Annotated in this window: 18 protein-coding genes; 5 read left to right on the plus strand and 13 right to left on the minus strand. The window is 63.5% G+C overall.

Translation table 11 applies throughout. From position 1 onward, the window contains the following. Both OXH56_01655 and OXH56_01660 read right to left on the minus strand, forming a co-directional pair. Positions 1-501: class I adenylate-forming enzyme family protein (locus OXH56_01655; GenBank protein ID MCY3554004.1), on the minus strand; the 501-nt coding region annotated here is incomplete at its 3' end. 100 nt (positions 502-601) lie between these two features. Further along, positions 602-1888, minus strand: coding sequence for an aminotransferase class V-fold PLP-dependent enzyme (locus OXH56_01660; protein ID MCY3554005.1), 1287 nt, complete (start codon positions 1886-1888; stop codon positions 602-604). Positions 1889-2196: 308 nt separating this feature from the next. Between OXH56_01660 and OXH56_01665 the strand changes: the two genes are divergently transcribed. The 3 genes from OXH56_01665 (at position 2197) to OXH56_01675 (ending at position 5681) form a co-directional block, all read left to right on the plus strand. Next, a complete protein-coding gene (locus OXH56_01665; protein ID MCY3554006.1) occupies positions 2197-3891 on the plus strand; it encodes a thiamine pyrophosphate-dependent enzyme in 1695 nt (564 codons plus the stop codon). 200 nt (positions 3892-4091) lie between these two features. Further along, positions 4092-4424, plus strand: coding sequence for an STAS domain-containing protein (locus OXH56_01670; GenBank protein MCY3554007.1), 333 nt, complete (start codon positions 4092-4094; stop codon positions 4422-4424). Positions 4425-4553: 129 nt separating this feature from the next. After that, complete coding sequence (locus tag OXH56_01675) at positions 4554-5681, plus strand: aminotransferase class V-fold PLP-dependent enzyme (protein ID MCY3554008.1); 1128 nt, start codon at positions 4554-4556, stop codon at positions 5679-5681. Positions 5682-5758: 77 nt separating this feature from the next. On the opposite strand, the gene OXH56_01680 is transcribed toward OXH56_01675, so the two are convergent. The 9 genes from OXH56_01680 to OXH56_01720 form a co-directional block, all read right to left on the minus strand. Next, a complete protein-coding gene (locus OXH56_01680) occupies positions 5759-6718 on the minus strand; it encodes a DUF362 domain-containing protein (protein ID MCY3554009.1) in 960 nt (319 codons plus the stop codon). Between the two features lie 11 nt (positions 6719-6729). Beyond that, the gene (locus OXH56_01685; GenBank protein MCY3554010.1) at positions 6730-7536 is read right to left on the minus strand and encodes a menaquinone biosynthesis protein; all 807 of its coding nucleotides are present in this window, start codon (positions 7534-7536) and stop codon (positions 6730-6732) included. A 78-nt stretch (positions 7537-7614) separates the two neighbouring features. Next, positions 7615-8739: a dehypoxanthine futalosine cyclase gene (gene mqnC / locus OXH56_01690; protein MCY3554011.1), complete on the minus strand. Its 1125-nt coding sequence runs from the start codon at positions 8737-8739 to the stop codon at positions 7615-7617. 5 nt (positions 8740-8744) lie between these two features. Then, complete coding sequence (locus OXH56_01695) at positions 8745-9983, minus strand: CofH family radical SAM protein (protein MCY3554012.1); 1239 nt, start codon at positions 9981-9983, stop codon at positions 8745-8747. A 137-nt stretch (positions 9984-10120) separates the two neighbouring features. Next, a complete protein-coding gene (locus tag OXH56_01700) occupies positions 10121-11143 on the minus strand; it encodes a VOC family protein (protein ID MCY3554013.1) in 1023 nt (340 codons plus the stop codon). Beyond that, positions 11140-11907, minus strand: coding sequence for a collagen-like protein (locus tag OXH56_01705; GenBank protein MCY3554014.1), 768 nt, complete (start codon positions 11905-11907; stop codon positions 11140-11142). Before OXH56_01705 ends, OXH56_01700 begins: the two co-directional genes overlap by 4 nt. A gap of 115 nt (positions 11908-12022) precedes the next feature. Next, complete coding sequence (locus tag OXH56_01710; protein MCY3554015.1) at positions 12023-13783, minus strand: hypothetical protein; 1761 nt, start codon at positions 13781-13783, stop codon at positions 12023-12025. 102 nt (positions 13784-13885) lie between these two features. After that, positions 13886-14185: a YciI family protein gene (locus tag OXH56_01715; protein MCY3554016.1), complete on the minus strand. Its 300-nt coding sequence runs from the start codon at positions 14183-14185 to the stop codon at positions 13886-13888. Positions 14186-14412: 227 nt separating this feature from the next. Continuing rightward, positions 14413-15858, minus strand: coding sequence for a menaquinone biosynthesis decarboxylase (locus OXH56_01720; GenBank protein ID MCY3554017.1), 1446 nt, complete (start codon positions 15856-15858; stop codon positions 14413-14415). Between the two features lie 242 nt (positions 15859-16100). On the opposite strand from OXH56_01720, the gene OXH56_01725 reads away from it, so the two are divergent. Continuing rightward, a complete protein-coding gene (locus OXH56_01725; GenBank protein MCY3554018.1) occupies positions 16101-17306 on the plus strand; it encodes an aminotransferase class V-fold PLP-dependent enzyme in 1206 nt (401 codons plus the stop codon). 26 nt (positions 17307-17332) lie between these two features. After that, the gene (locus tag OXH56_01730; protein ID MCY3554019.1) at positions 17333-19801 is read left to right on the plus strand and encodes a Tex family protein; all 2469 of its coding nucleotides are present in this window, start codon (positions 17333-17335) and stop codon (positions 19799-19801) included. A gap of 8 nt (positions 19802-19809) precedes the next feature. Here OXH56_01730 and OXH56_01735 read toward each other — a convergent pair whose 3' ends face one another. Beyond that, complete coding sequence (locus tag OXH56_01735; protein ID MCY3554020.1) at positions 19810-20082, minus strand: MoaD/ThiS family protein; 273 nt, start codon at positions 20080-20082, stop codon at positions 19810-19812. Between the two features lie 166 nt (positions 20083-20248). After that, the gene (locus OXH56_01740) at positions 20249-22525 is read right to left on the minus strand and encodes a xanthine dehydrogenase family protein molybdopterin-binding subunit (protein MCY3554021.1); all 2277 of its coding nucleotides are present in this window, start codon (positions 22523-22525) and stop codon (positions 20249-20251) included. Positions 22526-22570 lie beyond the last annotated feature (45 nt).

The following is a 22570-nucleotide window of genomic DNA, read 5'->3' on the forward strand; positions in this document are numbered from 1 at the left end:
CCCCGAGGTGTAGATCAGGACGGCGAGGTCGTCCGGTTCGACCTGGCTGTCAGGCGCGGCGGTATCGGTCTCGCTGGCCATCACCTCTTCCAGGCTCAGCACGTGCTTGAGTTCGGGCAGGGAACCGGCGATGGAATGGAAGTCGTCCCGGAAGGCGTCCGACACCACGATGGCCCGCGCGCCGGAATCCTCGAGGATCCGCTGGTATTCACCGGGCTTCAACAGGCGGTCGATGGGTACGGCCGTCATCCCGTGCCCGACGATGGCCAGGTAGGCGATGCCCCATTCGGGCTGGTTGGCCGCCAGCAGCGCTACCCGGTCGCCGCGTTGAAGGCCGAGTGAGGCGAGCAGTCCGGCAAGCGCGTCGGCCCGGCGGGCCGCTTCCGACCCCGTAAATTCCGCGTACTCGCCGTCCCGTTTGATGCGGAGGACGACGTTCTCCGCGAACGCATTCCCCAACTGTTCCTTCAGTGACTTTATAGTAAGTGCGGTATCGGACATGATTCGTTCTCCCGCGTTATTTGCACCTGTTGTTAATCACTCCTGTGCTGACGGACGCTTGATTGAACCCGGTTCTTCAGTATCGTCAGGACCGGTTTGCCTAGCACCGATTCGACGCGATTTCTCCCACGGCGCGGGCGACTCGCTCCATTTCTTCATAGCTGTTGTGCATGGCGCAGGAAATGCGTGCGCCGTGATAGCCCCCTTCGTAGAGACCGCGGCTGTGGACCCGGTACCTTTCCCGGAGCGGCGTGCCCACGTCTGAGGAGGTCATGCCGGCGATGGAAAAGGATACCATGGACGCGGACAGTGCGCGGCTCATCGGCGTCCAGACACGGACGCCGGGAATGTCGGACAGACGTGTCTTGAGCCATTTTGCCATGGCCGCGCCGCGGTCCTCGACCAGGCTGGTGCCGATGGCGTTGTGGAAGTCCACGGCCACGGCGAATCCCACCAGCGGCGCGTGACTCTGGGACGCGTTGTTCTCGAACCGCCTCGCCGTCGGCCGGCCGCCGCCCGTGTAGTATCCCAGTCCGATCTTGTCCTGGGCGGCGTCATCTACGTACAGCAGGCCCGTGCCCTTGGGCGTAAACAGCCACTTGTGCGTGCTGCTCACATAGAAATCGCCGCCGAGATCCTTCACGTCGACCCCGATCATGCCCACCGACTGTGCCCCGTCAACGACGGTGATGAGCCCGCGCTCACGGGCCATGGCGCAGATTCTCCGGACGGGCAGGCGCCAGGCCGTCGTGCAGGTGACGTGGCAGAAGCTGAGCACGCGGGTCTCCGGCCGGATGGCTTCCTCGAACAGCCGGACGATCTCGTCCTCGTCTTCCGGCGGATCGTACAGGTCGAGCTTCCTGATCGGGTTGCCGAATTGTGCGTGCCGGTGCTGCCAGCAGGACCAGCCGCCGTAGTGCTCGTGGGTCGTCGTCAGGATCTCGTCTTCCGGTTTCAGGTCGAGGCCGAGGGCGATGATGTTCATGCTCTCGGTCGAATTCCTCGTGATGGCGACCTCGGACGGTTCCGCGTTGATCAGCGCGGCCAGCTTCTCGTGGGCCTCGTGCGGCGCCGGATAGGCGACGCCCCCGGTATCCCCGTCCTGGATCTCCGTCTCCTTCAGGACCGCGATCTGGGCCTGCAGGACCATGTGGGGCAGGATGCCGATCGTCCCGTTGTTGGTGTAGTGTATGGAACCGTTATAGGGAAACTGGGCCCGCACGGCCTGCCAGTACGTCTCGTTGCCCACCTCGGCCGGTCCTGCGCCGGCCAGTATCCCGTCCAGATCTTCGATGGTGCCCGCCATCCTCGCGGACTGCTTGGTCCGTCCCGTACGGCTGTCTTTCGCCGCCTTTTTCCGTCCGGAAGCCTGACGCTGTTTTGCCATCTCCGCATCTCCGTAGCCTGCGTGGATCTTCGGAGCAAAATGCGTGACACCGGAGGACCGGCGCGTACGTACCCGCGTCGTGCGGTCCCATGTCACGCGGTCCGGGTGCATCCTGTCCCGGTGCTGAACCTTAAAGGGAAACGCGTCAAATATAGCCGGACGGCGGAACGGTCGCAAGCGGTTTCTGGCCGGTTCTCCGCGACGGATATCGCTTGACCGGCAGGGGCCGCAAAACCTATATTCACCCGTTCTTTCAAGCATGGATTTGCCCTTGCGCAGGCATGGATCTACCCTTGCGGGAGCGTTACATGGCCCGGATGCGTATCACCGGTGACCAGGCCATCGCGTTCGGCGCGCTGCAGTCGGGCGTCGCGGTGGCGGCGAGCTATCCTGGTTCACCGAGCAGCAGTACCATCGAGTTTCTGCGCCGTTTTTCGGAGAGCCACGGGCTGTACGTGGAATGGTCCACCAACGAGAAGGTCGCCTTCGAAACGGCGGTGGGCGCTTCCATCGGCGGCGTCCCGGCCCTGATGGGCTGCAAGGGCGTCGGGTTCAATGTCGCCCTGGATACCGTCATGGTGGCCAACCTGACGGACGTGGGCGCCGGTCTCGTCATCCTGCTCGGGGACGATCCAGGCGCCTGGGCCACCCAGAACGACCAGGACACCCGGCCGATCGCCTGGGGTAGTGAACTGCCCATGCTGGAACCGGCGACGCCCTCCGAAGGGATCACGGTGACGCGGGAAGCCTTCCGCCTGTCCCGCGAGATGCAGATGCCCGTCATCGTGCGCATCACGAAGACGTACGGCGCGCTGGAAGAAGAAGTGGAAGCCCCGGAAATACCCCCCGCGGCTCCCGTGCGGCCCCATGCCTTCGAACGGCATCCCATGCGGTGGGTATCGGTGCCCGGAAACGCCGTGCAGTTGCACCGCCGGCTGCATGAACGCGTTGATAAAGTCGCCCTGCAGTTCGAATCCACGGACTTCAACCAGGTCACCGGCACGGGGAAGACCGGCATCATCGCCGCGGGTGTGATCCACACCAAGTTGATGGATGTGCTTCGAGGGGTGGATTCCTCCGGCCTGTCCATCCTCAAGCTGTCCACCCTGTGGCCGCTGCCCACCGGTCAGATCACCCGCTTTCTTCGGTCCACCGATAAGGTCCTGGTCCTGGAAGAGAACGAACCCTTTCTTGAAACGTTGATTAAATCGGTCTCCTATGACGCGAAGCTCTCGACGCCGATCAGCGGCAAACAGGACGGGGCCGTTTCGCGGGAAGGGGAGTTGTTCCGCGGGCAGATCGCGGAGGCCCTGGCCGGTTTCGTCCCCGGATTCAAGCCGGACCGCGACTTCCCGCCACAGGCCGAACACAAGGACCTGCCCAGTGAGTCGGGCCTGCCGGCGAACTGTCCTTATACGCCCGTGTTTGAGATCCTGCGTGAATTGAGCGTCCGATCCGGTCTGTCGCCGGTGTACGTGGTGGACCCTGGTTGCGCGATCAAGATCGCCACCCCGCCCTTCGAGATGCTCGACGTGAAGTACTCCATGGGATCGAGCATCGGCATTGCATCGGGTCTCGTCCTGGCCGGTGTGACCGACCCCGTGATCGCCGTCGTAGGGGATTCCGACTTCTTTCACCTGAGCGCCAACGCGCTCTTCAACGTGGCCCACCAGGGATCTGATCTGCTCATCCTCATCCTGGACAACGCCACGACGGCCCTGTCCGGGTTTCAGGGTACGCCCAACCTGGGAGGCTCCGAACCGGGCCGCGTGACGATGCCGCTCAGTATCGACAGTATCGTGGAAGCCTGCCCGGTCTCGCTGAACGAGACCATCGATCCCTTGGACGTGGCCCGGGCACGCGACGTGATCGGGCGGGGCCTGCGCCAAACGGGCGTCCGCGTGATCATCGCCCGGAGTCCCTGTCCCTACATCGAGGACGGGCACTGCCCGGGCTATAGCGCCAAGGGCGCCGAGACCGCCGTTTTCACGTCGAGCCCATGACCGTCCGGCCAACGCTCCGGCCAATGGCGAAACCGGCTGTACGACCGGTCGTCCGCTCCGATTTTCGCGCTGTCCGCGTCCCTTTCGTGTCCACCGCGATCTGCGTAATTTATCCTTGCGGAAACCGGGTCCCTGGTGTTTAATGTTACACCATCCAATGGCTGGTTTTTACTTAAGCAGCGTATAGACGGAGGCATGCAATGAACGAAAGCAGGATTAACGGAGTACCGGTTATCGAGCTCGTCGGCAGCTTCCTGGGCGATCCCGAAGTGTCCGCATTTCATGACCGCGTAAGGGCGTTGAAGGCCGAAGGCACCAACAGTGCCGTCGTCGACCTGGGCAGGTTGAACCTCATCAGCAGTTCGGGCGTCGGCGCGCTCGTGGGCAGTGCCAAGACCCTCCGTGAAGCCGGAGGCGACCTGAAGCTGGCCAACCTGAGTGAACGGACCCACAACGTGCTGGTTGTCGTCACTCGCCTGGACGCCGTTTTCAACATATTCGAATCGGCGGAGGACGCCGCGGCAAGTTTCTGATCGGACCGTCGTCGATCAGGCTGCCGTGCCGCACGTTCCGGCCGTGCTGTATGTTTCGGCCGTGCTGCACGTTTCGGCCCCCTTACCTGCCTCGCCGCGCCCAGTCCCGTCGAACCGGACCGGCCTGAATTGAACCTGGACCGCATCCGACAGGAATTCCCTGTCGTCCATCACTGCACCTATCTGAACCACGCGGCGGTCGGCACGTTGCCCACGCGCGCCCGGGATGCGGTGCGCGCCTACGTGGACGACTTCAACGAGCACGCCGCCTCCAACTATCGCGACTGGGAATCCGCCATCGAGACGACCCGGTCGCGGGCCGCCCGCCTCATTAACGCCAGACCTGAACAGATCGCCTTCGTCAAGAATACGACCGAAGGCCTGTGTCTCGCCGCCAACGGCATCGACTGGCGTTCAGGCGACAACGTGGTCCTGAACGACCTGGAATTCCCCTCGAACGTATATCCCTGGTACAATCTTGCCCAATACGGCGTGGAAACACGGATGGTCGAATCCGTGGACGGCCGGCTCACGGTAGATTCGATCGCGGAAAGGATCGATGGGCGGACGCGCGCCGTCTCCATCAGCCACGTCGAGTTCGGCAACGGATTCCGCAACGACCTTGCGGCGATCGGTGCGCTGTGCCGTGAGAAAGGCATCTGTTTCGTCGTCGATGCCATACAGTCCCTCGGACAGACGCCGGTGGACTTGGAGGAGATGTCCATCGACCTCCTCACGGCCGATGGACATAAATGGCTGTTGAGTCCGGAAGGGATCGGAATCTTCTACTGCGCGCCGCACCAGACGGAACGGCTGAGGCTCTACGAAGTGGGATGGAATTCAGTGGCCGACGCTGGCAACTACGATGCCTACGATCCCACGCCGGCGCCGACGGCGCGGCGCTTCGAGTGCGGTTCCCACAATACGCTGGGCATACACGCGCTGGGCGCTTCCCTGGATTTGCTGTTGGAGGTGGGTATCGAGGTAGTGCAGGAGAGGCTGCGCCTGCTGACCGACCGGCTGGTCGACGGGCTGCGCACTGCGGGCTACCGCGTCCTGAGTCCCCGGGGCGCATCCGAGTGGTCGGGCATCGTAACGTTCGACAGCCCGGTACACGAGACCGAAGCCCTGCATCGCACGTTGCGGAGCCACCAGATCATCGGCGCGCGCCGCGGAGGCGGGATTCGCATTTCCCCGCATTTCTACAACACGGAAGAGGAAGTACTTCGCGTCGTGGACGCGCTTCCGGGGCACTGACCGCCGCTTCAGCCACCGACCGCGTTCAACCGCCTCGGGATTGCTTGGCCCGCCGCGGCGCCTTCCCGACCGCCGCTTCAGCCACCGACCGCCGCCGTCTCCCACGCGCCTTCGATGGCCCACTGGCGCTGCAGGTCGATGGATTCGTGGCCCTTGAAGGACTGCGCTAACTCATCGAGCCGGCCGCCCGCGACGCGGATGCGTGAAAGGTCGCCCACGCCGAGCCCGATGGCATCCCCGTAAAAGACCGTGCCCACTTCCAGGGGCTCGAAACCCATGGCCTTCGAAATGACGGCGTCCACGGCGATGGTGTCTTCCCCGGCCGCCGCCAGCCCGAGAGGTACCGTGTCGGTGCCGCCCGGACCGTTCCCCTGGATGCCCACCGTGCCGTCCACCACGCTGTAGTGCGGATAGAGATGGCGGGCAAGACGGATCAGGTTCCTGCTGAGGGCCCGCGCCTCCTGGGGGTGGCGCCGGTCATGGTGGGTCGTGTAGCCGTGTACCTTGATGCGGTCCTTCTTCAGGATCGTGCCCATGATGAGGTTCTTCAGCGCCAGGGTAACCATGGCGCCATCATGGGTTTTGGCCACGGCGACCGAGATGACGCAGGGACAGTCCAGTACGGAACGAGGCATTCTGGCCGTGGTCCAGGTGCCGTCCACCATGTACACCCGGGTGTTGCGCCATCGTGTCTCCTGGTTCAGGTCCACCAGCTCGATGGGGAGGTCGTATTCGTCCGGGATGTCGGCGTACCCCATGTGGCGGAAGCACTCCCCGGGTACGGTCTCGTTGCCGCCCTCGGCGATCAGGACCCGCCGGGGCTTTTCGGGCAGGGTCATGATCACGTCCAGCACGCCGCGGACCGCGTCCGGGTGGGTGCATACCAACGGGTTCGTGCCGGAGAGGAAATTGGGCTTGAGCATGACCTCTTCACGCATGAGCGAGGCCAGTTGCGGGGCGGAGCGTTCCACGGCCGTCCGCACGTTCTCCCGGCGGTTGCTTCCCGTACCGATTCCGACCGTCGTTTTCGATGGCATGGTCATCTCCTTCACTGACGCGGATAGAAACGCAGTTCCGGCACGTCCGGGATCAGGCCGCGGGAATGGGCCAGGCTGTAAAACGCCATGAGCCCGCTTAGCTCGCGGTCACCCAGGTCGTAGGCCAGGTTGTCCTTCAGGTACGACGCGTAAAAAGTCGAGGGCCGGGATCGGTTCGCGGCGTGCAACTCGGCGATCTCGTCCAGGGCGGACACGCCCTGTTCCTTCGACGCGATCAGCCCTTTGACCTCACCGGGGGTGAGACCGCCGTCCTTGCCCGCCCAGAAAGCATACACGAAGGGGAGATCGGTCAGTTCCCGCCAGACTTCCCCCAGGTCGAGCCGCGGTTCCGGCCGGTCCGCAAACTCCAGGGCCGGGTCGCCGATGACCAGGGCCGCGTCCGCACTTTCCAGCATCGCGGAGACGTCCGGTGGATGGTCGAAGGATTCGAAGTCCAGTCCGTACTTCTCCTCCAGGACGATCCGCGCCAGGGCGACCGAGGTCCGGGAGCTTGCGTCCATCGCCACCTTGCGGATCCGGTGTACCGGTACCCTGTGGAACAGGAGGATGCTGCCAACCGGGCCGTCAGACGCGATGGCGATCTCCGGCACGATGAAGTATTCGCCCCCGGCGCGCGCATATTCGATGCTCGGAATGACGCCCGCCGAGGCCCCGCCGTCCTTCACTTGCTTGGCGCACACCGAAGGGATATCGTAGCGGATTTCGAATCCGTGATCCTGCCCACCGTGTTCCAGGCCATAGGTCAAGGCCCGGGAATTCAGGAAACTGACGGCGTAGATGCGGGTGCTGTTGGCCATACGGAAGTCGTTGCCGTCTCGGAAGTCGCTGCCGTCGGAATTCGCTGCCCGTTGTATCCGACACCGCTTCCCGCGCGATTACGCGGTGGCTTCCTGCTTTTCCGGCGTGCCGTTTTCAACGTACTCGTAACGCGTGTTCCGCCGTCGCGGCGTGAATCCCGCGTCGCTGATGAGGCGCTCGATCTCTACCGTAGGCATCACGAAACTCGTGCCTCCGGCGCTGATGACGTTCTCTTCCATCATCGTGCTGCCGAAATCGTTCACCCCGTAACCCAGGGCGATCTGCGCGATCTTGGGCCCCTGGGTCACATAGGACGCCTGGACATTCTCGATATTGTCCAGCATGAGCCGGGCGATCGCCACGGTGCGCAGGTAGTCGTACCCGGTCGCCTTTCGCGTGTCCGGCAGTTCCGTGCCCTCCGGCTGGAAGCTCCATGCGATGAAGGCGGTGAAGTAGCCGTCATGACGGGCCAGAGACTCGTCCTGCACCTCCCGGACCCGCAGGAGGTGATTCAACCGGTGTTCGACGGTTTCCACCGATCCGAACATCATGGTGGCCGTCGACTTCATGCCGAGGCGGTGGGTCAGGCTGTGGACGTCCAGCCATTCCTGCACCGTTTCCTTGCGGAAGGCGATGGCGTCGCGCACCTCGGTATCCAGGATCTCGGCGCCGGCGCCCGGGAGGGATTTCAGGCCGGCCGCGCGCAGGCGAATCAGCGCTTCCTCGACCGTGATTCTCGATATATGGGCGAGATAGACGATTTCCGCCACGGACAGCGAATGGAGATAGGCCGCGGGATAGCGCCGGGTGATTTCCGAGAAGAGCCGTTCGTAGTAGTCGATCTTCAGCTTCGGGTTCAAACCGCCCTGCATGAGGATTTCGCAGGATTCCGGTGTATCTCCGCCGACGCGGATCAGTTCCTCGACCTTTGCGAAGATCTCCTCGTCCGGCAGCGTATATCCTTCGCCGTCGCCCGGCGGGCGGTAGAAGGCGCAGAACTTGCACCGCACCCAGCACACGTTGGTGTAGTTGATGTTCCGGCCGATGTTGTAGGTGACCACCTGTTCGGGGTGCCTGGTCCGGCGCACGTGATCGGCCAGCATGCCCAGCTCGGTGACGTTCGGGTGCTGGAACAGTCGACTCCCGTCCTCGGCAGTCAGCCGCGTTCCGGACAGGACTTTTTGAGCGATATCGGTGATCATGTAGGTTAACCCTGGCTCGGTGTCGCGGCGGCCTTCGCCCCGGCGACCTCTGCCCCGGCGGCCTCAGCCCCGGCGGTAGCCGCAGCGGTCTTTGCCTCGTTAGCCTCTGTCCCGTTGGCGGTCTCCATATAGGCCGGACGGATTGTTTCGGGCCGGTCGACGATATGGTAGAGCGCGTCGCGTTCGACGGGCTGCCGCCCCGACTCGCTGATCATATCGAGCATCTGCGTGTGGGTCAGGGCCTGCATGCGGTCCGTGATCGGGTTTCGTGTGATCTCGTACTCCAGGACGCTGCCGTCCATGTCGTCCGCACCGTACCACAGCGATACCTGCGTCACCGCCGGGGTGTTCATGATCCAGAACGACTTGATGTGGGGCACGTTGTCCAGCATGAGCCGGGCTACCGCGATCTCCCGGAGGTCCATCTGGCCGGTCGGTCCCGGCAGGTGCTCGATCGCCGTACGTTCAGGATGCCAGGACAGGGGGATGAAGGCCAGCAGGCCGTTCGTCTCGTCCTGCAGTTCACGCAGTTTGATGAGGTGGTATACCTTTTCCTCCGTCTGCTCCACGTGACCGTACAGCATGGTGGCGTTCGACGGCAGGCCCACCTCGTGAGCGACGCGCGCGGTCTCGAGCCACTTGTCCGAATCCGACTTGGCCTGGAACAGTTCCTCGTGCACCCGTTCGCTGAAGACCTCGGCACCGCCGCCGGGCAGCGCGTCCACTCCGGCTTCTTTCAGGTCCACCAGGGTCTCGGCCATGGACTTCTTGCCGATTCTCCGGATCTGCTCGAGTTCGATCATGGTATAGGCCTTGAGGGACACCCCGGGCCGGACTTCCTTGATCACCCGGACGATGTCCAGGTAGTAGTCGTAGGGCAACTTCGGGTTCACGCCCCCGACCATGTGGATCTCGGAGATGGGAATCTCGGCGTAGGTCTCCATGCGCTCCCGTATGTCGTCGGGCGATAGAACGTAGCCCTCGGGGTCTTTGGGCAGGGCGTAAAACGAACAGAACAGGCAACTCTTGTTGCAGATATTGGTGTAGTTCAGGTGCTGGTTGCGCACGAAGTACACCCGGTCGCCGTGCATGCGCTCGCGCACCAGGTTGGCCAGGTAGCCGATGGCGGGCAGGTTTCCGTTCCGGTACAGCCGCCTCCCGTCGTCGGCCGAAAGCCGCTCGCCCGCTTCGACCTTTTCGTGGATGTCTTGCAGTCCTGCTGCGGCAATCAATGCTTCGAACACAACCGTCTCCTCAAAACGAGTCGTTCAGATTCAGCCGGCGGGCGCCTTCCACAGACGCCGACCCGCCATACACTTCCCTCATATAATGCACTTCCAGGTCCGTTTCCACAATAAGATTCACCTCGTCCATCCCCCTGTCAATCCTCGACGAGACCTTGCGCAGTCCAGCCGGGATCCGGGTCGCCGGCCATCGCCTTCCGAACATCCGGATCGGGTGCCCCGGCTGTACCCCAGTAATCCAGTGTCTCCGGCCCCCGTCGCCACACCGCGGGTTCGTGCGTTACTTCGTCTTCGATGTATACCAGGTCGCTGGAGCATTCGATCACGTATCCGGCCGGATCCGTGTAGTAGCAGAAGATGTTGTTGCCCGGGCCGTGGCGCCCCGGTCCCCAGTCGGGTTCCCGCCCCAGGGCGCGAAGGTTGGAGATCCTTCTCATCACGGCGTCCACGCCGGACATCCCGTACGCGACGTGGTTGACCGATGCGTGATCCGCGCGGGTGAACACGATGGCGTGATGTCTCCGGCCGCTTCGCAGGAAGACCATCCGGTCCTCGATCCAGTCCGAAACCCGGAACCCGAGCACATCGGTGTAAAACGCCACGATCTGATCGAACCGCGCCGTGTTGAGACCCACGTGGCACAACCGGCGGAGCCCATCAGACTCGTCGGGCGCCACGCGCTCGTCGGACCCATCGCGCCCGCCGGGACCATCGCACTCGTCGGACCCATCACGCTCACCGGGTCCATCGCGCTCGTCGGACCCTCCGTTCGCGTGTCGGGTCACGGCGGCCGACAGCTCAATGCAGCGATTTTCCGGGTCCAGAAACCGCAACCCGTACCCGCCGCCCGGTTTGTCCAGGTCGCCCGGATGGGCCACGAAGGTGATTCCCCGGCCTTCGAGTTCGGTGGCCGCCGCGTCGACCGCATCGCATCCGTCCACGCTGAAGGCCAGGTGGTGCAGCCCGCGCCGTTCCGACGCATGCAGACTGAGAATATGGTGATCGGCCGACGCTCCGTGGAAATACTGCGCGTGCCGGCCCTCTCCGGTCGATCGGCCTTCTCCGACCGACAGGAGTTCCCAGGCCTCGATGTAGAACCTTGCATGGGACGCGATCGCGGGTGACAGCAACCCCACGTGGCGGATGTCCTGGATCTTCATCCGGGGAGTTCCCTCCGGTTCAGCTCGATCTTCAGGTCCCTGCGGATGTAGATTTCGACGAACTCCCGCAGCCACACGTCCTTCGTCCTCGTGAATCGATCGATCAGTTGCTGACTTGGTCCATCGGTGAGGTAAACGATGCGCCACAGGTTGAGCGGTCGCGATTCACTGCCATCGACGGAATGCTCAACGTGAAAGAGCGGCTGTCCCTCGCTGGCCCGAAGCGGATTCCCTTCCCTGCCGAGCAGTTCCGCCGTCCCTATGAATGTGACGCGCTGCCGCCCGGGGTTGAGGAATACGCGTTCGAGGACCAACCCGTGCTCCGACGGCACAAGCCAGAGGCGCTGCCGCGAGCATCGCACGAAGGATTCGGCGCCATCGGCCGAATCCTGCCGATTCCAATATTGGGAACTTCCTTGCTTAACTACAGAAGGGATATAGAGATCGGGCCGGAACGCCTTTTTTGTCTCCATGTCCCACAGCATGGTTCGGGTAAATGAGAGCGGTTTGCTCGTGCGGTAATAACGGGCCAGGGTCCTGTTGATATCGACGGGAGCCAGCTCGATTCGGGTGTTGCCCGGGTCGGTCCAGGCCCGTTCGAATTCTGTTTCATGCGTCGGTGGACTGACGGGTGCCACGGCTTCGCCCGGAACGCCGGCTTCGCCCGGAACGCCGGCTTCGCCCGGAACGCCGGCTTCGCCCGGAACGCCGGCGATTTTTGGTACGCAGGCGCCTTCCGCCTCGCCCGCTTTTTCGAGTTTCATCCTTCGTGTCTCATGATTTGCGTCGCCGGTGCGGTCAGGGACTTCCCGATCTGGCTTCGGCGCTTCTACCAACCGCTTACCGGTTGCGGGCCTAACGGTTTTCCCGGTTGCGGGCCTAACGGTTTTCCCGGCCCGTTTCGGGTGTTTTTACGTGGACGGTAACGATATCCGTGTCGTGGAACTGCTGGTGGCGGACGGAGGACGCGATATGCCGCAACAGCCGAAGCGAGACTTCCCGCTCCATCAACACGTCGTCGGGCCGGTCCGTCAGCAGTCCGATCCGGTCCTGAACGTTCTCCTCGCCCGCCGCGGCAATGAACTCAAGGACGGCGCCGCCGCTTTCCCTGCGCGCCTTCAGAAGCAGGCGCCGCCGCTCACTGCGCTCCCGGCCTTCGTCCTGCTCGATCAGCGTCAGCAACGTCTCCTCGCTGGCGGCGTCGAGACGGCCGACCATCTCCGGTCCCCAGCCGTTGCGGGTTGCGAACGCCTCGAGGAACGCCCTGATCTTCGGCAGCACGGACAGGTCGAGCTCCACTTCGATCCGGCTGCTGCGCGGGGCCGTCGCTTCCAGAAACAGGGTCATGAGGATCGCCATGATACCTCCGGCCGTAATGCCGTTCGCCAGCAGGCCGCCGCCCAGCACCGCGAGCACCTCGGGGAACAGGAGGTCGTTCTGGCAGCCGACGCCGACCCAGAAGGCAACGCCGGCGATCAGCGCCTTGCGATGGTCGATCCCGCCCTGCACCACCTCGGTCATCCCGCGGACGAAGGTCAATGCGAGCACGACGGTCAGATAGGCGACCACGACCGCGCTGGGAATTGCCAGGATCATGGCGAGGAACTTGGGCAGGAACGCCAGCACGATCAGCACGCCGGCGGCTATGATGCCCACGCGGCGGGCTGCGACCCCGGTCAGCTCAACGGTCGGTACGCTGACGCCGATGGTCTGAGTCGGCACGATCCCGGCAACGCCTGACAGCAGTTTGCCGATACCGTCCGCCGTCACCGCACCCTCCACCGCCCGGTAGTCCACGGCTCTCGGCCGGCGCCACGACACGCGCTGGATGGCGACGGCACCAGTAATCGTCTGGATAGCGCCGATGAGGGCCACGAAAGCGAAGGCAGGCAGCAGTCCCACGAAGGCCGATCCAAGGTCGTAACCGATACCCGGCCATCCGCCCTCCGGCAAACCGATCCACGGAGCCCGGGCGATCAGGCCGAAGTCATAGAGACCCATCGATCCGCCGATGACCGACCCCACGATCACCCCGATGAGCGGAGCCCACAAACGCAGCGTGGCACCGGCGGTGAGGGAAATGCCGCCGATGACCAGACCCGTGGCCACCGCGGTGAGCGGTGCGCTTAGCGCGGCGTCTTGCGGCGCGTCGGCCAGGCGGCTGAACACGACCGGCAGCACGGTCGCCGGTATCAACATGTTCACGGTACCGACGATGGTCGGTGTGAGCAGCCGCCTGAACAGGGCCAGGCGCATAGATATCACGATCGGGACGAGCGACGATGCGACAACCAGGGTGGCGAGCAGCGCCGGACCGCCTTCGACGAGGGCACTGACGCAGACCCCGATAAAGGCTCCGGCGGGACCCATGAAGAGGAGGTATCCCGCACCGATCCGGCTGAACCTGACGGCTTGCAGCGCCGTGCAGATCCCACTTACGGCGACGGCGCCGAACACGGCCCAGGAAAGGTACGCCTCGGTTCCGCCGCTGGCCCGGATGATGATGGTGGGGATGAAGATGATGCTTGTAATGCCGAGAACGACCAGTTGCAGGCCGCTTCCCAGAGACACAAGCGCCGGAGGATGCTCGTGGGGTTCGTATTGAACATTGGAAGCGCTTTGCGCGTCACGGCTGCTCACGGAACTCCCCTGGCCGGTATGCGCATACCGGTTTATCTAATGCCTGGCAATGCACGGAATCCACCGTGGAACGGACCTGGATTAAGCGGCGCTACGATGCGCTCAGCCGGGCCGTCCGGTCAACCAGTTCCATGGGCGGACGTGAGACTCGGCGAAGGTGCCCGCCTGGGCATAGGGACTGCCGTCGACGAATGACCGTGCCACTTCGATCGAGGGCGCCTCGAGCACGAGGACAAAACCGGTGACGGACCGGTCACCCTCGTTGAGCGTTTGCCCGCCATGGTGTATCGTCACATCGGGATGATGGGTGGGATCGTGAATGTAGGCGGCAAATGACTCTTGCAGACGTTGCCTTTCCTGTGCCATTTCTGCCTTATGTGTCGCTGAGACTACGAAAAACATGGATCCTCCCTTCCTGCCTGGATGCCCGTAGGACGGCACGAACCCTCAGGTAAATGAGGGCAGCCGGCAAAACCTGATTATGAACTGTAGTGCTAGACTATAAATGTTGTGTAATTAAACTAAACCGGAAGGGTCCCGCAAGACTAAGTTGCGCTTGCGGACTCAGGATACGCCGGAACCGTAACCGGTGGATCGAAACGGGTCGTCCATCGCCAGCCTCGACCGGGTTACAGATCCAGTTCCGGCCAGAGCTTGTCGATGCGCCGGTCGACTTCTTCGGGCATGCGCAGGATTTCCGGCCAACCCCGGTCGAATCCCTCGTCCGGCCATTTCTCGGTGGCGTCGATGCCCAGCTTGCCGCTCACGTCGGCGGTCTGCGCGGCGAAATCCAGGACGTCGCAGGGCCCCTCACTGATCAGCAGGTCCCGCTTAGGATCGATGGCAACGCCGACCCGCCAGACGACCTCCCGCATATCATGCACGTCCACGTCCCTGTCCACCACGATAATCACCTTGGTGAACATCATCTGGCCCAGGCCCCAGAGGGCGTGCATCACCTTCCGGGCATGGCCCGGATAGCGCTTGTCGATGGACACGATCGCCAGGTTGTGGAATATGCCTTCGACGGGCAGGTCGATGTCCACGATTTCCGGCAGGGTGGTCTTGAGCAGCGGGAGGAAGATGCGTTCCGTGGCCTTCCCGAGCCACCCGTCTTCCTGCGGCGGCGGCCCGACGATGGTCGTCGGGTAGATGGCGTCTTCTCTCCGCGTGATGGCGGTGAGGTGGAACACGGGGTACTCGTCGGGCAGCGAGTAGTAGCCCTGGTGATCTCCGAAAGGCCCTTCCACGCGCCGTTCGTGGGGTTCGGCATAGCCTTCCAGGACGATCTGGGCGTTGGCCGGCACCTCCAGGTCCACCGTGTGGCACTTCACCAGTTGGACCGGTTGCCTGCGAAGGAATCCGGCCAGCATGTACTCATCGATCTCGTCGGGCAGGGGCGCCGTCGCGGCGTACATGGTTTCCGGATCGGGTCCGAGCACGATGGCGACTTCCAGCCGCTCGCCCATCTCTTCCGCGACGCGGTAGTGATGTGCGCCGCCCTTGTGCCGTTGCCAGTGAAGTCCCAGGGTTTTCCCGTCAAATATCTGGAGCCGGTACATGCCCACGTTTCGCGTGCCCTTTACGGGGTGTTTCGTGATGACCTGGGGAAAGGTGATATACCTTCCGCCATCACCTGGCCAGCACTTTATGACCGGAATGTTCTCGAGAGACGCCGTGTCCGTCTCGACTAACTCCTGGCAGGGGCCATTGCGCACGGTCCTGCTCTGGGTATCCTTCAACCGGGCAAGCCGGGGCAAGAGCTGCAGTTTTCCCGCGAGGGAGGCGGGTACCTGGGGATTGATCAGGTCGGCGATTTCGGCCGCGATGTCGTCCAGGTCATCCGTACCCAGAGCGAGCTCCATTCGGCGTTTCGACCCGAAGGTATTGATAAGCACCGGTATGCCGGAATGGCCCTTTACGTTGGTGAAGAGCAATGCCGGCCCGTTCTGCTTGACCACGCGGTCCGCGATGGCGCTGATCTCCAGCTCGGGATCGATCTCCACGGAGATCTCCTTTAACTCCCCTTCTTCTCCAAGCAGATCGACGAACGAATTTAAGTCTTTGTGAGCCATTGGGTTACAGTCTGGAAAAGTTTCGGATCGGTACGGGGACCGGCATGGGGTTCGGCGCCACACCGCGATGGCATTTCCGCCCGTATAAAGTACCCCTGACGATGGGCCAAGTCAATTCATTACTGGCGGATCGGAGCGCACCGGCCGTCACGGCGAAAAAACAGGTTGCAAACCACGGATCGATGTAATAGGATTAGTGGCGCTTTCGTAACAACATCCTTCGATTCATGCCAGGGTTCTGCATGCCCAACATCTACGAACGCATCGGCGTCCGGCCGATCATCAACGCTTCGGGTCCGTCCACCCGTCTCAGCGGCGGCATCATGGATCCCGAAGTCGCCGACGCCATGCGTGAGGCATCACAGTACTGCGTCGACATCGCCGAACTCCAGGCCCGCGCGAGCGCGGTGATCGCGGAGATCACCGGAGCGGAAGCGGGATACGTCACCTCCGGCGCGGCCGCGGGACTCCTCCTGGGCACCGCGGCCTGCGTTACCGGCCCGGACCCCGGCAAGATGAACCGGCTGCCGGACACGGAGGGCATGAAGAATGAAGTCATCATGTCCCGCAGCCAGCGGAATTTCTACGACCACGCGATCCGGTCCGTCGGCGTAAAGCTCGTGGAGGTAGGGATCGCGGACCGGTACAGCGGGGCCGGCGTGCGGGACACCGAAGCATGGGAGATCGCCGATGCCATCACGGAGCGCACGGCTGCCGTGTGCTACGTCGCCCATCCCCGTTCCCTGCCGCCTTTGGAGGAAGTCGTCGAAGTCGCCCACGCCCGCGGCGTACCGGTGATCGTCGATGCCGCCGGGCAGTTGCCGCCACGGTCGAACCTTCAGGCTTACATATCGCAGGGGGCCGACCTTGTGGCCTTCAGCGGCGGCAAGGCCATCGGAGGTCCCCAGGGTTCCGGCATTCTCTGCGGCCGCCGGGACCTCATCATGTGCGTAGCGCTTCAACACCTGGACATGGACGTACTGAAGCCACAGTGGAATCCACCGGAATCCCTCATCGACAAGTCGATCCTGCCCGGCGCGCCCCATCACGGCATCGGGAGACCCTGCAAGGTCGGCAAGGAACAGATCGTGGGACTGCTGACCGCGATGGAGCGCTTTGCCGGTGAACATCTGGACGCGCGCGCCGCGGCGTGGCGGGACCGCATGGTCGAACTCGTCTCCGCCACGGGGGCTATTCCCGGGGGCCGGTTCACGATCGATACCGACAGCAGGCCCAGCGAGGTACCGATGGCCGTACTGAAACTGGACGAATCCGTGGCGGGCAAGACCGCCCTGGACGTGGTCCTCGAATTGCAGGCGGGCGATCCTCCCATCCAGGTCAATACCGGGAGAGTGTCCGAAGGCATCGTGCTCTTCGGTCCGGTCTGCCTGAAGGCGGGTGAACCGGAACGGGTAGCCCGGCGCCTGAAGGAGATCCTGGGTGATTGAGCCGGCGGGCGAGGTCAATAACTTACATGAGTGACGACACGCACATCACGAAGATATCCGGTGAACTTGGGATCCGGCCCGAGCAGGTGGAAGCCGTAGCGCGCCTGCTGGACGAAGAAGCCACGGTGCCCTTCATCGCGCGTTACCGCAAGGAAAGGACCGGTTCGCTCGACGAAGTGGCCGTTACGGCGATCCGCGACCGGATCGGCCAGCTCCGGGAACTGGAGAAGCGCCGGACCTCGATCCTTGCCTCGCTGAAGGACCGCGCCCTGCTCACGGACGAGCTGGAATCGAAGGTACGCGCCGCGGAAACCCTGACTGTACTGGAAGATACCTACCTCCCTTATCGGCCGAAACGGCGCACGCGGGCCACGGCCGCCCGGGAGCGGGGCCTGGAACCTCTCGCAGAGCGTATCTTCCGGCAGGAGGAAATGGACCTGGAAGCGGAGACTGCGGCCTTCGTCGACCCGGAGAAGAAAGTCGAAACCGCCGAAGACGCCCTGGCCGGCGCGCGCGACATCATCGCCGAATGGATCAACGAGGACACGACGGCACGGTCGGCCCTGCGCCGGCTGTTCCACGAAAAGGCGGTCATCCGGTCCACGGTAGTCGCGGAGAAGGAATCGTCGGGGATCAAGTTCCGGGACTATTTCGACTGGTCCGAACCGGCGGTGAAAGCGCCTTCCCACCGTGTGCTCGCCATGCGGCGCGGCGAGAAAGAAGATGTGTTGCGCATGACCATTGCCCCGCCGGAAGGCGAGGCGATCGCGCGACTCGAGGAGCAGTTCGTCAAAGGAGAAGGTCCCGCGTCCGGTCAGGTCCGCCTGGCCGTTACCGACGGTTACCGCCGCCTGCTCTCGCTCTCCCTCGAAACGGAGCTGAGGTCTCTTGTCAGGCAGAAAGCCGAGCAGGAGGCGACCCTCGTATTCGCGCGGAACCTGCGGGAGCTTTTGATGGCGCCTCCCCTGGGCCGGCGCCGCATCATGGCAATCGACCCCGGTTTTCGCACGGGCTGCAAGGTCGTTTGCCTCGACGAGCAGGGCAAACTGCTGGATCGCGCCAGCATATTTCCCCATTCCGGGGACAAGAAGAAGGAAAGGGCAGCCCGGACCGTGCGGTCCCTGCACGAGCAGTACGACTTCGATGCCATCGCCGTGGGCAACGGGACGGCCGGCCGGGAGACCACCCAGTTCCTCCGTACGATCGAACTTGAAGGGGATCCGTCCATCGTGCTTGTGAACGAAAGCGGCGCGTCGGTCTATTCGGCGTCGGCCGAAGCCCGGCAGGAATTCCCGCGGCTGGACGTCACGGTGCGCGGGGCGATCTCCATCGGCCGCCGGCTCATGGATCCCCTGGCCGAGTTGGTCAAGATCGATCCCAAGTCTATCGGCGTCGGGCAGTACCAGCACGACGTCGACCAGGCCTCGCTGAAGAAAAGCCTGGACGACGTGGTGACGAGCTGTGTGAACAACGTTGGCGTCGAGGTGAACACGGCGAGCGCACAACTCCTTTCCTACGTCTCCGGCATCGGGCCCGCGCTGGCGAAGCACATCGTGGCCCATCGGGAGAAAGCGGGTCCCTTCGCTTCGAGGACGGATCTGCAGCAGGTGCCGAACCTCGGTCCGAGGGCCTTCGAGCAGGCCGCGGGTTTCCTGAGGATCGGGAACGGTGAGAACCCCCTGGACGCCAGTGCCGTGCACCCCGAAAGCTACGAAATCGTAGACCGGATGGCTTCCGATCAAAGTTGCAGCGTCAAGGAGCTTATGGACGATTCAGCAGTCCGCGGCCGTATCGAGCTTGATACCTACGTGAACGATATCGTGGGGCTGCCTACGCTCGAAGATATCCTGGAAGAACTGGCGCGGCCCGGGCGCGACCCCCGCGAGGAGTTCAAGCCCGTTCAGTACACCGAAGGGGTAAATAGCATCGATGAAGTCAAGGAGGGGATGCGGCTCAACGGCGTCGTGACCAACGTCACGAACTTCGGCGCCTTCGTGGACGTCGGAGTTCATCTCGACGGGCTCGTGCACATCAGCCAGCTCGTGGACCGTTATGTAAAACATGCCGGCGAAGCCGTCAAGGTGGGGCAACTGGTCGAGGTACGGGTACTCGGCGTGGACCATGAACGAAACCGGATCTCGCTGTCGATGCGGGAGGGCAAGGAACGGGCCAACGGGAAACCCGAGCGCCGGCGAAGGCGCCGGCCATCGAAGCGTGGGCAGGATGGTCGGGCCGACGGAAGAAATGTAGAGTCAGCGGCGCAAACGAGTGCGGAAGGGAAGGCGGAAAAATCGGATAGTGCGGACGCGACCCCGAAAGTGGAAGGCTCAGGGAAGACGGTTGCGACCGGGAAGACGGAAGCGTCAGGGAAGGTAGTCTCACGCAAGAACCGGAGAAAGAAACCGGCGAATCGGAAGTCGGCCGGCCAACGAGATCCCGCGGCCAACAAGGTACTGACCGTCGATCACCTGCTCAAGCTGAACCGCAAGCTGTAAACTCCCCCTTAACTCCCCCCGCTGATCGCCGGCAGGAAGTGGATCTCGCTCTTCTCGTTCACCTTGTCGAGCAGGATGCGGCGGGCGTTCCGGCCATCGATCATGACCGCGATGTTGGGTTTTATCCGCTGTGTTCCTTCCTCCAGCAGTCTCTGCTTAAAGCCCGGGTAGGCCGCCTCGAGGTTGGCGATGATCTGGCGCATGTCAGCCCCTTCGACCTGGATGATCTCCTTGCCGCCGGTCAGATCGCGCATGAGGGACGGGATGTAGATGGTGGCCATGGATCGGCTTCCGTTGCTATGTGGTTTTTCAGGAAGTCAGGTTCGCTCAGAAAGATCGGGATCCGGCAAGACTTTCAACTAAAGCAAAAGGGCGGGAAACTCCTTCTCCCGCCCTTTGCGTCTTCCCTTCAGCGTCTTCCCTTCAAAACGCTTCCCAGCTCCGCGCCTACCCGCCGTTCTCCGCCAGGGCCTTCTGGACCCGGGGCGGCGACATGGGCAGGTCGCGCAGCCTCACGCCCGTCGCATTGTAGATGGCGTTGGCGAGGGCGGCCGGCGGCGGTACGATCGGTACTTCGCCGACGCCCCGGACGCCGTAGGGATGGGACTCGTTGGGCACTTCCACGATAATGGTCTCGATCATGGGCAGGTCGAGGGTCGTGGGCATGCGGTAGTCCAGGAAACTGGCATTGGTCATGGAACCTTCGTCGTTGTATATGTACTCCTCGTTCAGTCCCCAACCGATGCCCTGCACCACGCCGCCCTGCATCTGGCCTTCCACGTAGCTTGGGTGAATGGCCGTCCCGGCGTCCTGCACCGCGGTATACCGGAGTATATCCACCTTGCCCGTTTCCCGGTCGACTTCCACGTCCACGACGTGGGTGGCGAAGGCGCCGCCTCCGCTGCCGTCGGGATTCGTACTGACCTGGGCGACCACGGGACCGCCGGCATCGCCGGCCTGGGTCGCCAGTTCCTTGAAGCTGCCCCGCTTCTCGGCGTCATCCCGGTAGGAAAAGACACCGTCCTCGAAGTCGATGGCGTCGGCGGGTACGTCCCAGAGCTTGGACGCCCTTTCCTTCATCTCCCGGATAAGCGCCTGGCCCGTGGCGTGGGCGGCGTAGCCGGTACCGAAGGTCGTGCGGCTGCCGCCGGTCACGTCGGTATAGCCGATCGAGTCCGTGTCCACGACGTAGGGCTTGATGTCGGTGGCCTCGAGGCCGATGGTTTCGGCCAGTTGCATGGCGATGGACGCCCGCGTGCCGCCGATATCCGTGGAACCCTCCAGCATGTTGATCGTTCCATCGGGATTGATGCTGACGGAGATGGCCGATCGTCCTCCGTTGAAGTTGAACCAGTAACCCGAGGCGACGCCCCGGCCACGGACCTTGCCGTTCCCCGACCTGGCGAGGGAAGACCGGTAGTGTTCGCTGTTGAGGGCGGCTTCCGTGGTCTCGATGCAGCCGATGCGCGGGTGCACGGGACCGTCGGCCCGGCGGGTGCCTTCCTTCGCGCCGTTCTTCACCCGGAACTCGAGCGGGTCCACGCCGAGCTTCTCGCTGATCTCGTCCACGACGGTTTCGGTGGCGTAGGCCGCGTTGGTGGCGCCCGGCGCACGATAGGCGTTCGTCTTGGGCTTATTCACGCATACGTCGTACCCGTCGATCTGGACATTGGGTATGTCGTAGGGCGTGAAAATGCAGCCCGCGCCCGCGCCGACCGGCGAGCCGGGGTAAGCGCCAGCCTCGTAAGCCATGTAGGCCGTGGCGGCCGTGAGCCGGCCGTCGTTGGTGGCGCCCATCTTGACCTTCAGGTAGGAGCCCGGCGTCGGGCCCGTCCCCTCGAAGACCTCGTCGCGGGTCATCGTCATCTTCACCGGGTGACCGGTCCGCTTCGACAGCAGCGCCGCGACCGGGTCCAGGTAGACGGAGATCTTGCCGCCGAAGCCGCCGCCGATCTCGAGGGGCACGATCTTGACCTTCGAAACGGGCATCTGGAGGATTTCGGCCATCTGGTCCCGTACCGAGAAGGCGCCCTGCGTGCTCGTCCAGATCGTGAGCTGGCCTTCTTCGTTCCAGTGGGCCGTGGCGTTATGGGTCTCGATATAGCCCTGGTGGACGGTCTGGGTCGTGAACTCCCGTTCGATCACCACGTCGGCTTCAGCGAAACCGTCGTCCGGTTCGCCCATCTTGTGCTGGAAGTGGTTGGCGATATTGCTGACCTTGTCCGTCTCCTCGCCCATGGACGTGGTTTTCATGTCCTCGTGCAGGATCGGCGCGCCGTCCTCCATGGCCTCCAGCACGCTTGTGACGTGGGGCAGCACTTCGTATTCCACGTCGATCAGTTCCACCGCTTCCTGCGCAACGTGCAGGTTGATCGCCGCCACGCCGGCGACGGCATGCCCCTTGTACAGGACCTTGCCGTAGGCCAGCACGTTATTGCTGGCGTCGCGCAGGTTGACGATCGCCTCCCCGAGGTCGGCGAGCTTGTCCGCGATCTGCGGGAGGTCGTGGGCGGTAACGACGGCCCGCACGCCCGGATGGGCTTCCGCGCGGCTGGTATCGATGTTTTTGATACGCGCGTGGGGATGGGGGCTGCGCTTGATGGCGCCGTGCAGCAGTCCCGTCAGCTGGATATCGGCGCCGTAGATCGCCCGGCCGGTGACCTTGTCCACCCCGTCGTGGCGAATCGGGCGGGTGCCGATGACCTTATGTCCGTTTTGTGACACGTCTGTTCCCTCCGTTGAGTCATTGCTTTCAGATCACTTCAGCCG

The sequence above is a fragment of the Gemmatimonadota bacterium genome (genome assembly GCA_026702745.1).
GTDB lineage: Bacteria > JAAXHH01 > JAAXHH01 > JAAXHH01 > JAAXHH01 > JAAXHH01.

Bases quoted from the DNA above. Each gene is read 5' to 3' on its own strand.
- OXH56_01660 (MCY3554005.1), bottom strand. From the start codon at position 1,888: ATGGCAAAACAGCGTCAGGCTTCCGGACGGAAAAAGGCGGCGAAAGAC.
- OXH56_01665 (MCY3554006.1), top strand. From the start codon at position 2,197: ATGGCCCGGATGCGTATCACCGGTGACCAGGCCATCGCGTTCGGCGCG.
- OXH56_01670 (MCY3554007.1), top strand. From the start codon at position 4,092: ATGAACGAAAGCAGGATTAACGGAGTACCGGTTATCGAGCTCGTCGGC.
- OXH56_01680 (MCY3554009.1), bottom strand. From the start codon at position 6,718: ATGCCATCGAAAACGACGGTCGGAATCGGTACGGGAAGCAACCGCCGG.
- OXH56_01685 (MCY3554010.1), bottom strand. From the start codon at position 7,536: ATGGCCAACAGCACCCGCATCTACGCCGTCAGTTTCCTGAATTCCCGG.
- mqnC (MCY3554011.1), bottom strand. From the start codon at position 8,739: ATGATCACCGATATCGCTCAAAAAGTCCTGTCCGGAACGCGGCTGACT.
- OXH56_01700 (MCY3554013.1), bottom strand. From the start codon at position 11,143: ATGAAGATCCAGGACATCCGCCACGTGGGGTTGCTGTCACCCGCGATC.
- OXH56_01705 (MCY3554014.1), bottom strand. From the start codon at position 11,907: ATGAAACTCGAAAAAGCGGGCGAGGCGGAAGGCGCCTGCGTACCAAAA.
- OXH56_01715 (MCY3554016.1), bottom strand. From the start codon at position 14,185: ATGTTTTTCGTAGTCTCAGCGACACATAAGGCAGAAATGGCACAGGAA.
- OXH56_01720 (MCY3554017.1), bottom strand. From the start codon at position 15,858: ATGGCTCACAAAGACTTAAATTCGTTCGTCGATCTGCTTGGAGAAGAA.
- OXH56_01725 (MCY3554018.1), top strand. From the start codon at position 16,101: ATGCCCAACATCTACGAACGCATCGGCGTCCGGCCGATCATCAACGCT.
- OXH56_01730 (MCY3554019.1), top strand. From the start codon at position 17,333: ATGAGTGACGACACGCACATCACGAAGATATCCGGTGAACTTGGGATC.
- OXH56_01735 (MCY3554020.1), bottom strand. From the start codon at position 20,082: ATGGCCACCATCTACATCCCGTCCCTCATGCGCGATCTGACCGGCGGC.